Source organism: Aquabacterium sp. (assembly GCF_014378415.1).
GTDB lineage: Bacteria > Pseudomonadota > Gammaproteobacteria > Burkholderiales > Burkholderiaceae_C > Aquabacterium.
The window spans coordinates 25808-38029 of sequence record NZ_JACMNS010000053.1; the positions used below are offsets into that span (position 1 = coordinate 25808).

The 12222-nt window shown below is 63.1% G+C and carries 12 protein-coding genes; 7 read left to right on the forward strand and 5 right to left on the reverse strand.

All coding sequences use genetic code 11. The features are described from left to right. Nucleotides 1-334: 334 nt before the first annotated feature. Nucleotides 335-1897, forward strand: a complete 1563-nt coding sequence (locus tag H7225_RS05500; RefSeq protein ID WP_290659779.1) for a methyl-accepting chemotaxis protein — start codon at nt 335-337, stop codon at nt 1895-1897. 29 nt (nt 1898-1926) lie between these two features. Next, on the forward strand, nt 1927-2733 hold the full coding sequence (locus tag H7225_RS05505) for an EAL domain-containing protein (RefSeq protein ID WP_290659780.1): 807 nt from the start codon (nt 1927-1929) through the stop codon (nt 2731-2733). A gap of 390 nt (nt 2734-3123) precedes the next feature. On the opposite strand, the gene H7225_RS05510 is transcribed toward H7225_RS05505, so the two are convergent. Further along, a complete protein-coding gene (locus tag H7225_RS05510) occupies nt 3124-3936 on the reverse strand; it encodes an exodeoxyribonuclease III (RefSeq protein WP_290659781.1) in 813 nt (270 codons plus the stop codon). 14 nt (nt 3937-3950) lie between these two features. Between H7225_RS05510 and pyrE the strand changes: the two genes are divergently transcribed. The 3 genes from pyrE to H7225_RS05525 are packed head-to-tail and all read left to right on the forward strand — an operon-like array spanning nt 3951 to nt 5921. Further along, complete coding sequence (gene pyrE / locus H7225_RS05515) at nt 3951-4628, forward strand: orotate phosphoribosyltransferase (protein ID WP_290659782.1); 678 nt, start codon at nt 3951-3953, stop codon at nt 4626-4628. 29 nt (nt 4629-4657) lie between these two features. Then, nucleotides 4658-5224, forward strand: coding sequence for a hypothetical protein (locus H7225_RS05520; protein WP_290659783.1), 567 nt, complete (start codon nt 4658-4660; stop codon nt 5222-5224). Then, entirely contained in the window at nt 5211-5921 is a 711-nt protein-coding gene (locus tag H7225_RS05525; RefSeq protein ID WP_290659784.1) for a DUF4124 domain-containing protein, read from the forward strand. The genes H7225_RS05520 and H7225_RS05525 overlap by 14 nt, the downstream gene beginning before the upstream one ends. A 3-nt stretch (nt 5922-5924) precedes the next feature. Here H7225_RS05525 and gatB read toward each other — a convergent pair whose 3' ends face one another. Genes gatB through gatC form a run of 4 tightly spaced genes read right to left on the reverse strand, consistent with a single transcriptional unit; the run spans nt 5925 to nt 10091 of the window. Then, nucleotides 5925-7415: an Asp-tRNA(Asn)/Glu-tRNA(Gln) amidotransferase subunit GatB gene (gatB, locus tag H7225_RS05530; protein WP_290659785.1), complete on the reverse strand. Its 1491-nt coding sequence runs from the start codon at nt 7413-7415 to the stop codon at nt 5925-5927. Between the two features lie 26 nt (nt 7416-7441). Next, nucleotides 7442-8290 carry a metal-dependent hydrolase gene (locus H7225_RS05535; RefSeq protein ID WP_290659786.1) on the reverse strand — a complete coding sequence of 283 codons (849 nt, stop codon included), beginning with the start codon at nt 8288-8290 and terminating at the stop codon, nt 7442-7444. Continuing rightward, nucleotides 8287-9795, reverse strand: a complete 1509-nt coding sequence (gene gatA / locus H7225_RS05540) for an Asp-tRNA(Asn)/Glu-tRNA(Gln) amidotransferase subunit GatA (RefSeq protein ID WP_290659787.1) — start codon at nt 9793-9795, stop codon at nt 8287-8289. The genes H7225_RS05535 and gatA overlap by 4 nt, the downstream gene beginning before the upstream one ends. After that, entirely contained in the window at nt 9792-10091 is a 300-nt protein-coding gene (gene gatC, locus H7225_RS05545; protein WP_290659788.1) for an Asp-tRNA(Asn)/Glu-tRNA(Gln) amidotransferase subunit GatC, read from the reverse strand. The genes gatA and gatC overlap by 4 nt, the downstream gene beginning before the upstream one ends. A 287-nt stretch (nt 10092-10378) precedes the next feature. Here gatC and H7225_RS05550 point away from each other — a divergent pair, with 287 nt between their 5' ends. Both H7225_RS05550 and mreC read left to right on the forward strand, forming a co-directional pair. Further along, nucleotides 10379-11422, forward strand: coding sequence for a rod shape-determining protein (locus H7225_RS05550; RefSeq protein ID WP_290659789.1), 1044 nt, complete (start codon nt 10379-10381; stop codon nt 11420-11422). A 79-nt stretch (nt 11423-11501) separates the two neighbouring features. Then, nucleotides 11502-12222: rod shape-determining protein MreC (gene mreC / locus H7225_RS05555; protein WP_290659790.1), on the forward strand; the 721-nt coding region annotated here is incomplete at its 3' end.

Here is a 12222-nt window from a genome sequence, read left to right on the forward strand (position 1 = left end):
CCGGCGGCTCCGCGATCACCAAGACGCTGATCCTCGACGGGCGCAGTTCAGCGGCCAAGTCTGCTGGCGCGCATCTTCGGGGACCTTGATTGACTCTGCACGACGTGTCTGAGATTGAATTCGTAGTCCACCGTGAGCGGCGCGTGATCCGAGAAATTCTACGTTTTGTAGATGCGTTCGTTGCGTGCCAGTGCTGCCACACCGGCTGTCGCCAAGTGGTACTAAATGTGCCTCAAGTCGCGGTGCTTCCTGCCGAAAATAAGTTGGGCCTTCATGGTCGATGAAACTCCATCAGCCGGTGTGCCCTACATTCAATCTCTACCCGGGAAATGGCATGAACTTCAATCAGATGACGATTGGCAAGCGCTTGTATGTCGGTTTCGGCTTGGTGTTGACGATTCTCGTGGCGGTCACCGGGGTTGCCATTCTCAAGGTCAATGCGATTAACGCGGCACTGCGTGTCAACAGCGAAGAACATGCCTCGATTCAACGCTTCGCCATCAACTTCCGAGGTTCGGCGCATGACCGCTCGATTGCCATTCGCGATGTGGTGCTGAGCACCTCCCCTGCCGACCGGCAAAAAGAGGTGGCGGCCATCGAGAGGTTGGCGGGGTTCTATGCCCAATCAGCCGGCCCTTTGGAACAGCTGATTGGAACGGCCGAAGATTCGGTCGAGCTGAAGCAACTCTATGGGGCCATCAAGGACATTGAGGCGCAAGCCGTGGCGACGACGAAGTCGATCACCGAGATGGTGGACAAGGGTGATGCGGGCGCGCAAGGCTTGCTGTGGTCTCAGGCCAAGCCGCAGTACGTGCAGTGGCTGGGTGCCATCAACAAGCTGATCGATTTTGAAGAGTCGCGCATTCAGATACAAAACAAGGTGGCCCTGGATCAGGCCGCGGGCTTTCTGGCCGTGATGCTGACCGCACTGGCTATCGCGCTGGCCTGTGGCGTGGGCTTGGCATGGGCCATCTCACGGAGCATCGTCAGGCAGTTGGGGGCCGAGCCAGAAGCCTTGGGCAATGCCGCCAGACGAGTATCGGCCGGTGACCTTCATCCCGTGCCCGGCGCCGCGCAGGCACCGGTCGACAGCGTGCTGGCGTCCTTGGGGGTGATGCAGGCCAGTCTGGCGCAGGTGGTGGGGCAGGTGCGGGAGGCCTCCGACTCGATCGCCACAGGGTCGTCAGAAATTGCCGTGGGCAATTCTGAGTTGTCGCAGCGCACCGAACAGCAAGCTTCCAACCTGCAGCAGACTTCGGCTTCGATGGCGCAGATGAATGCCAGCGTGAAGACCAACGCCGACACCGCGCGCCAAGCCACTCAGCTGGCCACATCCGCCAGTGCAGCCGCTGAAAAGGGCGGTCAGGTGGTCCATCAAGTGGTCTCCACCATGGACGACATCGCCGCAAGCTCCAAGAAGATTGTCGACATCATCGGGGTCATCGATGGCATCGCTTTTCAGACCAACATCCTCGCCTTGAATGCGGCCGTCGAGGCGGCCCGCGCGGGTGAGCAGGGCCGCGGCTTTGCCGTGGTGGCCAGCGAAGTTCGGAGTCTGGCGCAGCGAAGCGCCGAGGCGGCCAAGGAAATCAAGTCGCTCATTGGCGCCAGTGTGGAAAAGGTCGAAGTCGGCTCACGGCTGGTCGAGGATGCGGGTGTGACCATGGACGACATCGTGGCCCAAGTTCGGCGTGTGTCCGACTTGATCGGTGAGATCAGCGCCTCCACCATCGAGCAGACCAGCGGGATTGGGCAGGTCAGTGATGCGGTGAGCCAGCTTGATCAGTCCACTCAGCAAAATGCGGCCCTGGTCGAGGAAAGTGCCGCCGCTGCTGAAAGCCTCAAGCAGCAGGCGGCCCGTTTGTCGGAAGTCGTTCGGGTTTTCAAGCTCATGTGACCACCATCCCGGCAGCCACAATCATCACCATGGGCAACCCTTCTTTTCCTGCTGGCTTCATCCCGCTGTCCGGTACCCCGAAAGACTGCAGCGACTGCGGCAAGGCCGAGCGTGTCGGGTTCGATTTTGACTACGCCTTCCAGCCCATTGTCGACTTGGATCGCCGTGATGTCTTTGCCCACGAGGCGCTGGTGCGCGGCCCCGGTGGGGAGGGGGCCATGACGGTTTTGTCCCAGGTCACTGAGCAAAACCGCTACAGATTCGACCAGGCTTGCCGGGTCAAGGCGATCAAGGGTGCCAAACGGCTGGGCATGCAGCAGCGCATTTCCATCAATTTTTTGCCCAATGCCATTTACAAGCCTGAGCTGTGCATCCGCACCACGCTGGAAGCGGCGCGCACGCATGGATTTCCGGTCGATGCAATCATTTTCGAGGTGACCGAGGGTGAGCGGGTGGAGGACGGCCCCTGGTTTGCCCAGATCCTGCGCGAGTACAAACGCTGCGGCTTCATGACCGCGATCGATGATTTCGGTGCGGGATACGCGGGCTTGACCTTGCTGGCCGATTTTCAACCCGACCTGATCAAGCTCGACATGGCGCTGGTGAGGAACATTGATGCCAGCCCGGCACGGCAGACCATTGTCCGCAGCCTGGTGCGCATGTGTCACGACCTGGGGGTTCGGGTCATCGCCGAAGGCATTGAAACGGCCAACGAGCGAGATTTCCTCCACGATGCCGGGATTCGGCTGATGCAAGGCTACTTGTTCGCCCGGCCCGCGTTCCAGGCCCTTGCCGTGGTCGAGCCATCCGCCTGGGGCCCCGACGTCAGAGCTTGAAATCGTTTTCCAAGATCAAGTTGCATTGTCCGAGAACCATTGCCCCTTGTAGGCCTAAGCCTGCCGTGGGCGATGGCCATTGACTGTGACCGTTCGCCAGCGCACAGACCAACTGCCCGACAAGGCCTAGATTAGTGTAAGCGGGGCCATGCCGATGTGCGCCGGCCTGCCTCGCTTACCCCTAACCCGCGTCGCAAAGGACTTTCGTCATGAACCAAATCGTCTGGGTCGTCGGTGCCGTCGTCATCGTACTTTTCGTGCTTGGCTTCTTCGGGTTGCGCTGAGGGACGAGCTGATCGTCACGACCAGCGTTTGCATGAGATGCCAGGAAGCTGCTCGTGGCCAGCGGTGGCTGATGGGGCCGGTTGCAGTCGCCGGACCCAAGCGCGCTTATAAACTGAAGTCGTAGTCCACCGTCAAAGGCGCATGGTCGCTGAACCACTGCTCCTTGAACACGCTGGCGTGGCGCGCGGCAGCAGCCAGCCCAGGCGTCGCCAACTGATAGTCAATCCGCCACCCCACATTCTTGGCCCGCGCTTGCCCCCGGTTGCTCCACCACGTGTAGCACTCGTCGGTGGTCTCGGGGTGCAACTGGCGGTACACATCGACCAGGCCGATGCCCACGGTGGGGTCCAGCAAGGTCGTCATCCAGGCACGCTCTTCGGGCAAAAAGCCGCTGTTCTTGAGGTTGCCCTTCCAGTTCTTCAGGTCCTTTTCGTGGTGGGCGATGTTGACGTCGCCCACCAGGATGTATTCGCGCTCGGCCTTCAGGCGCGCCAGGTGCGGTGCGATCATCCCCAGAAAGCGAAACTTGGCCTGCTGGCGCTCGTCCGAGCTGGAGCCGCTGGGGAAGTAGCAACTGATCAGCGACAGCTTGCGCCCGGGCTTGTCGAAACGCACCTCCACCCAGCGGCCCTCGGCGTCGAATTCGGTGGTGGTGTCGTGCGTGCCCAGCCCGATCAGCACGTCGGACGGCTCATGTTTGCTGTACAGGCCCACGCCCGAGTAGCCTTTTTTCTCGGCATGGTGAAAGTAACCCCGCATGCCCGCCATGGCCGACAAGGTGGGGGTCAGGTCGGCGGCTTGGGCCTTGAGCTCTTGCACGCCCATACAATCAGCCGAGAGCTCTTCAGCCCACGGGATCAGGCCCTTGTTGGCGGCAGACCGGATGCCATTCAGGTTGAGTGAGACGAGTCGAAACACAAGGTACTTTCATCATGAGCAACACCCCCTCCAACAGCGCGCTGGCCCAGGATTTCGTGGCCTTCGCGGTTCAATCGCAGGTGTTGCGGTTTGGGGAATTCAAAACCAAGGCCGGGCGGCTGTCGCCCTATTTCTTCAACGCCGGCCTGTTTGACGACGGCGCCAAGCTGGGCCGCCTGGCGCAATTCTATGCACAGCGGCTGGTCGACTCCGGCCTGCAGTTCGACATGCTGTTCGGTCCGGCCTACAAAGGCATCACCCTGGCCGCCGCCGTGTCCATTGAATTGGCGCGCCTGGGCAAGAGCGTGCCGTTTGCCTACAACCGCAAGGAAGCCAAAGACCACGGCGAGGGCGGCACCCTGGTGGGCGCACCCGTCAAGGGCCGCGTGCTGATCATCGACGACGTGATCTCGGCCGGCACCTCGGTGCGCGAGTCCATCGAGCTGATCGCCAAGGCCGGCGCCACGCCCTGCGGCGTCACCATCGCGCTCGATCGCCAGGAAAAAGCTACCCTGAATGGTGAGGAATGTCCGGAAAGTGCCGTACAGCAGGTCGAACAGCACTACCAACTGCCGGTTGTTTCCATTGCGAGTCTGGCCGACCTGTTGCAATATCTGAGTCATCAATCGGACCCGGCGCTGGTCTCATTCCATCCTGCCGTGGCAGCCTATCGCCAGCGCTACGGGGTCTGAGGCGGCGCCACAAGACTCTCATTCAACCCATGCAACGATCTGTGCAACATCTGTTCTGGCTGGCCTCTTTGGCGAGCAGCTTGTGCTCGCCGGTATTCGCGGGCGGCACCATGTTCCGCTGCGGAAGCTCCTACCAGGACCGCCCCTGTGACGCGGGCCAGCCCGCCAAGGTGATCAACAGCAGCGGCGTGGCCCGGGATCAGGCGCCCGGGGTGTCTTCGCCGACCCCGAATTCGACGGCCGCTACAACCGCAGCGCCAGTCGCCACGCTCAAGGTGGACGCCGAATGCGCGGCCCTGGGCAACCGCGCCAAGCAGGTCGTGTGGGCCAAGGAATCGGGCAAGACCGCCGAAGTCCAACTGGCAGCCGCCAACTCTGACGATGATCGCCGCCTGATCGCCGATGTGTTCAACCGACGTGGCTCGTCCCTGGAGGTTCGCCAGGGGGTCGAAGCCGATTGCATGTCGTCCAAGGGGCCTGGGGCCCTGGCCAACCTCTGCCAGGTGTTGAAGGGGCAAATGGGCCTGGATCAGACCGAACCCAAAAATCGACAGCGGCAAGCAGCCGCAAAGGCATGGCGTGATGCGGGTTGCTGACATCCGCTTGACGCGGACATCGTGGCGGGGCGCGGCCCTGCTGAGCACAGCCCTGAGCACAGTCCTGAGCGCGGCCGCGATGCTGTGCACGAGCTCGGCATCGGCGGCGCCAGCCATCTACTCGTGCGAAGACGGCAAGGGCCACAAACTCACGTCCGATCGCCCCATCCAGGAGTGCCTGGACCGCGAGCAGCGCGTGCTCAACAAAGACGGCTCGCACCGCCAGACCGTGCCCCCGCGCATGACCGCCGAAGAACAGGCCGTCTACGAGGAGCAGCAACGCCAGAAAGCCACGCAAGACGCCGCCCGCAAGGACGCCGTGCGCCGCGACCGCAATCTGATGATGCGCTTTCCCAACGAGGCTGCGCACAACAAAGGCCGCGTGGCGGCGCTGGACGACCTGCGCAAGGCCATCGCCATCTCTGAAAAGCGCGTGGCCGAATTGCAGACCGACCGCAAGGGCCTGATGACCGAGGCCGAGTTCTTCAAGGGCAAGCAGATGCCTTTGAAGCTGCGCTCGCGCATCGAAGACAACGAGGCCACGCAGCAGGCTCAGCGCGACATCATCGTGAACCAGAAGGCCGAAATGGTGCGCATCAACGCCCTGTACGACGCCGAGCTGGCGCGCTTGCGGCGCCTGTGGGCCGGCGCACCGCTGGGTTCACAGGCGGCGGCGCCTGCCTCGGCGCCGCGCTGACCATCAGCCTTCGAGCTTCTTTTTCAGCAGTTCGTTCACCGTGGCCGGGTTGGCCTTGCCTTTGGTGGCTTTCATGGCCTGACCCACCAGCGCATTGAAGGCTTTCTCCTTGCCGGCGCGGAATTCCTCTACCGACTTGGCGTTGGCGGCCAGCACGTCGTCCAGGATCTTTTCCAGCTCGCCGGTGTCGCTCATTTGCTTGAGGCCTAGGTTGTCGATGATGGCGTCGATGCGCGACAGCGGTGCAGGGGCATTCGTCATGCGAGGTTCAATCCACAGCGCCTCAAACACCTGCTTGGCCCCGTTGTTGGCCATGGTGCCATCGGCAATGCGAGCAATGAGCGCGGCCAGCAACTCGGCAGTGACGGGGCTGGCCTCAATGGTCTGTTCGGCCGCATTCAAGCGGCGCGAGATTTCGCCCATGACCCAGTTGGACACCAGCTTGGGCTGACCACAAGCCTTGGCGGCGGACTCAAAGAAAGTGCCCACGGCCTTGGACTGCGTCATCAGCGCCGCGTCATACGCGGGCAAGCCATAGTCGGCCTGAAAACGCGCCGCCATCGCTTTCGGCAACTCCGGCATCTCGCCGCGCACACGCTCGATCCACTCCGGCGCGATCACCAGCGGGGGCAGATCAGGATCGGGGAAGTAGCGGTAGTCGTGCGCGTCTTCCTTGCTGCGCATGGCGCGCGTCTGGCCCGTGTCAGCGTTGAACAAGACAGTGGCTTGCTGGATGCTGCGGCCATCTTCGATCTCGTCGATCTGCCACTGGATCTCGTAGTCCACCGCCTGCTGGATGAACTTGAAGCTGTTCAGGTTCTTGATCTCGCGGCGCGTACCAAACGGCGCGCCGGGCTTGCGCACCGACACGTTGGCGTCGCAGCGGAAAGAGCCCTCTTGCATGTTGCCATCGCAGATGCCCAGCCACACCACCAGGGCGTGCAGGGCACGTGCGTACTCGGCCGCTTCGATGCTGGAGCGCATGTCGGGCTCGGTCACGATCTCCAGCAGCGGCGTGCCCGCGCGGTTCAAATCGATGCCACTCGACTTCTCGCCATTGAAGCCCACGAAGTCATCGTGCAATGACTTGCCCGCGTCTTCTTCCAGGTGGGCGCGTGTCAGTTGCACCGTGTGCTCGACATCACCCACGAAGAAGCGCACCGAGCCGCCTTGCACCACCGGGATCTCGTACTGGCTGATCTGGTAGCCCTTGGGCAGGTCGGGGTAGAAGTAGTTCTTGCGCGCAAAGATGGAGCGCGGGGCCACGGTGGCGCCCACGGCCAGGCCAAAGGCGATGGCGCGGTCCACAGCGCCACGGTTCATCACGGGCAACGTGCCGGGCAGGGCCAGGTCCACCGGGCAAGCCTGGGTGTTGGGGGCGGCGCCAAACTCGGTGGAGGCCCCCGAGAAGATCTTGGATTGCGTCGACAGCTGGGCGTGGGTTTCCAGGCCGATGACGACTTCGTAACCGCGGATGAGGGCAGGTGGGGTCATGGGGCGTTCAGCGTGAAGAATGGGGTTCAGGGGCGAGCGGCGACCGCGCGGTAAGTCTGGGCGTTTTGTTGCCGCCAGCGCTCAAGCAGTGCCAGGTTGTTGTGTTGCCAGGGATGGAAGTGGGGCTTGAAATAGGCGAGCCAATGGGGCAGCGTGTGCCAAGCCACGCCATCTCGGCCCAACCAGAAGCCCAGCGCGCTGCGGTGGGTGGACCACTTGAAGAGCATGCCGTCGCGGCGCAGCATCTTGGCTGTCTGGATGGCCACCCAGATGTTGAACTCGATCGAGATCAGCAGGAAGAGCGACACGCGCATCAGGTAGCCACCGCCCACGGCGTTGTAGGTGTCCATGGCCACGGCCTTGTGCTCGGATTCTTCGGCCGCGTGCCATTGCCACAGGGCGCGCATCATCGGTGTCATGCGCTCGGACCAACTGGCGTGGCGCAGCAGGCCATCGCCCAGCAAGGCGGTGAAGTGCTCATACGCCACCGTGATCGCCAGCTTGAACTTGGGCGGCGCGTTGCGCGTGAGGTGCATGACACGCTGGAGCGTGCGCTCCACCCAGGCGTCGTAGCCCAGGGCCAGCAGGTGGTCGTTGTACTGCTGGTGCAGGTGTCGGTGCGTGGCCTCCTGGCCGGCGAACAGCTTGATGTCTTTGGCCAATGCCGCGTTGCCCTGGCGCTCGACCTCGGGCAGGAAATGGCGCACCGCGTCGATGAAGAACTGCTCACCCACCGGGAACATGAATGACAGGGCGTTGAACACCTGCGAACGGTAGGCATCGCCCCCGTTCCAGTGCGCCTCAAAGCCCTGGCTCAAGTCGATGTCCAGGTGGCGAATGGTCATGTCATGCGGTGACGCGGGGGTGGTGCTCATCTCAAGCTCGTGGGCAGGTGTTGGTGCCAGTCGGTGGTGTGCTGGAAGGCGTGGGCCGTGTGCAGCAAAGTGCCTTCTTGCCAGTAGTTGCCAATCAATTGCAGGCCCACGGGCAAGCCGTGTTCGCCGAAGCCTGCGGGCACGCTCATGCCGGGCAGGCCGGCCAGTGAAGCGGGCAGCGTGAAGATGTCGGCCAGGTACTCGGCCAGCGGGTCGGCCTGGGCGCCACCGTTGGCCGCGATGGGGCGCGCCACGTTGGGCGACACCGGCCCGGCGATCACGTCGCACTGTTTGAAGGCTGACTGGAAGTCATCGGCGATCATGCGGCGCAGCTTTTGCGCCTGCAGGTAGTAAGCGTCGTAATAGCCATGCGACAGCACATAGGCACCGATCATGATTCGGCGCTTGACCTCGGGGCCGAAGCCTTCGGCGCGGGTCTTGCGGTACATGTCGGCCAGGTCGGTGTACTGCTTGGCGCGGTGCCCAAACTTGACGCCATCGAAGCGGCTCAGGTTGGACGAGGCCTCGGCGGGGGCGATGATGTAGTACACCGGGATGGACAGCTCGGTGCGTGGCAGGCTGACGTCGACCAGGCTGGCGCCCAGGGCCTGCAGTTGCGCCAACGCTTGCTTGGTGGCGTCGAGCACGCCCGCGGCCACGCCTTCACCAAAGAACTCTTTCGGCACGCCCACGCGCAGGCCTTTCAAAGGCTGCTCGGCCGTGGCGCCAGCGCGCGGGGCTTTCAAGCCACCCACAAAGTCAGGCACGCTTTGCTGTGCGCTGGTGGCATCGCGCTCGTCGAAGCCGCTCATCGCTTGCAACATCAGCGCGCAGTCTTCGGCGGTGCGGGCCATCGGGCCGGCCTGGTCCAGCGACGAGGCGAAAGCGATCATGCCGTAGCGTGAACAGCGCCCATACGTGGGCTTGATGCCGGTGATGCCGGTCAGCGCCGCCGGCTGGCGGATTGAGCCGCCAGTGTCGGTGCCGGTGGCGCCCGCCACCAGGCGTGCCGAGACGGCCACGGCCGAGCCGCCGGACGAGCCGCCCGGGATGCGGTCGGTGGCCCAGGGGTTGCGCGCCAACTGGTAGGCCGAGTTCTCGTTGGCGCCGCCCATGGCGAACTCATCGCAGTTGAGCTTGCCCAAGGTCACCGTGCCAGCGGCCTTCAGCTTGGCCACCACCGTGGCATCAAACGGGCTGACATAGCCTTGCAGGATCTTGGACGCAGCGGTGGTGGGCAGGTCCTTTGTCACAAAAATGTCTTTGTGCGCGATCGGGATGCCGTCCAGCGGGCCCAGGGCCTGGCCAGCAGCGCGGCGCGCGTCGGCGGCGGCGGCTTGCGCCAGCGCGCCATCGGCATCCACGTGTAGGAAAGCGCCCAAACCACTGTGCGCGGCAATGCGGGCTAAGGCGTGGCGGGTCAGGTCAACGCTGGTGGTTTGGCCGGCGGCCAACTGCTGGCCGGACTGCGCCAGTGTTAAATCATGTAAAGACTGTGCGCTCATTCGATCACCTTGGGCACCAGGAACAGGCCGTTTTCTTGCGCGGGGGCGTTGCGCATGTTGGCGTCGCGGTCGTTCGATTCGCTGACGGCATCTTCGCGCAGGCGCAAGGTCACGTCTTCGATGGCCGACAGGGGGGTGTACAGGGGCGCCACGCCAGAGGTGTCCACGGCGCGCATTTTCTCGACGATGGCGAAAAAATCATTCAATTGGGTCAGCATGGCGGTTTGCTCCTCGCTGCGCAGATCCAGGCGCGCGAGTTGGGCAATCCGGCTGACGTCAGCGGGGGTCAGGGCCATGGGTTCCATCCAAGGGTAGCAAAGGCGGTGCCCAGGGAGATTTCACCGGGGCTTGGGGTATTATCCTAGGTTATCCATCAATGGTGAATGCACAACAATTGGGCATGTTGCTGTGGTGGGTTGAACACCATTTTTGAGGGTCGCCGGTGCTGTGTCGCCGCGTGACTTATCTTGTTTGCAAAATTTGCACATAAGGCTTTTCTCGGGTTTTGGGCGATTCGGCGCGTGCGGTCATGCGGCACGGCGGGTGGTCCTTCACCTGATGAGGCTAGCCGGAGAGTTGTCGCATGTACGGAATGTTTCGCAAGTATTTCTCCACCGACCTGGCCATTGACCTGGGCACCGCCAACACGCTGATTTTCGTGCGTGACAAAGGCATCGTGCTGGACGAACCCTCGGTGGTGGCCATCCGCCACGAGGGCGGGCCCAATGGCAAGAAAACCATCCAGGCTGTTGGCACCGAGGCCAAGGCCATGTTGGGCAAGGTGCCTGGCAACATCGAGGCCATCCGCCCGATGAAAGACGGCGTGATCGCCGACTTCACCGTCACCGAGCAAATGCTCAAGCAGTTCATCAAAATGGTGCATCCGCGCTCGGTTTTGAAGCCGTCGCCCCGCATCATCATCTGCGTGCCCTGCGGCTCCACCCAGGTCGAGCGTCGCGCCATCCGCGAATCGGCCCTTGGCGCGGGCGCCTCAGAGGTCTACCTGATCGAAGAGCCCATGGCCGCGGCCATTGGTGCCGGTTTGCCGGTGTCTGAGGCCTCTGGCTCCATGGTGGTTGACATCGGCGGCGGCACCACCGAGGTCGGCGTGATCTCGCTGGGCGGCATGGTCTACAAGGGCAGCGTCCGCGTCGGCGGCGACAAGTTCGATGAGCACATCATCAACTACATCCGCCGCAATTACGGCATGCTGATCGGCGAGCCCACGGCTGAGGCCATCAAGAAAAGCATCGGCAGCGCCTTTCCTGGCTCCGAGGTCAAGGAAATGGAAGTCAAGGGCCGCAACCTGTCGGAAGGCGTGCCCCGCAGCTTCACCATCTCGTCCAACGAGATCCTTGAGGCTTTGACCGATCCGCTCAACCAGATCGTGTCGGCCGTCAAGAACGCGCTGGAGCAGACGCCCCCTGAGTTGGGCGCCGACATCGCCGAGCGCGGCATGATGCTGACCGGCGGTGGCGCCTTGCTGCGCGACCTGGACCGCCTGCTGGCTGAAGAAACCGGCCTGCCGGTGCTGGTGGCCGAAGACCCGCTGACCTGCGTGGTGCGCGGCTGCGGGATTGCGCTGGAGCGCATGGACCGCATGGGTTCGATCTTCACGTCCGAGTAAGACGGTACCGCCGGGTACCTATGACGGTCTGCACGGTTTCTCGTCAGACCGGTGTCGGTGGCAAGTTTGTCAGCACTCCATGCCCTTAGGAACACTTGACAGAACCCCGCCCCCTTTCTTCAAGCAGGGGCCTTCGGCGTTGTCCAAGCTGGTGTTTTTCAGCGCGTTGGCCCTGTTTTTAATGGTGGCCGACACGCGGTTCAAGATCATCCAGCCCATTCGTTCTGCGGTTGCAACAGTGTTGTTCCCGGTGCAGTGGGTGGCGCTGCAGCCGGTGCTTGCCCTGCGAGGCGCAGGCGGGTATTTCACGGGCGTCGGTCAGGCGCGCGCCGGTGAAGATGAAGCTCGAAAAAAGCTCGCCGTCCAGTCCATGCGGGCCGGCCAAGTGGAGCAACTTTCGCTGGAAAACTCGCGGCTGAGAAAGCTGATGGGTTTGCGCGAGCAGGCGGCCATCACCGGCATGACGGCGCAGGTGCTGTACGACGCGCCCGACCCCTACACCCGCAAAATCATCATTGACAAGGGGCTGGCCCAAGGGGTTGACCTGGGCTCGCCGGTGCTGGATGAGTCGGGCGTGCTGGGGCAGGTGACCCGCGTGCTTCCCTTTGTCAGTGAAGTCACGCTGGTCACAGACCGCGATCTGGCCATACCGGTGCTCAACACCCGTACCGGCGCGCGTAGCGTGGCCTATGGCGAGCCAAGCGCATCCGGTGGCGGGCTGGAGTTGCGCTTCATGGGCAGCAATTCGGACGTTCAGCAGGGCGACCTGCTGACCACCAGCGGTGTGGACGGGGTGTACC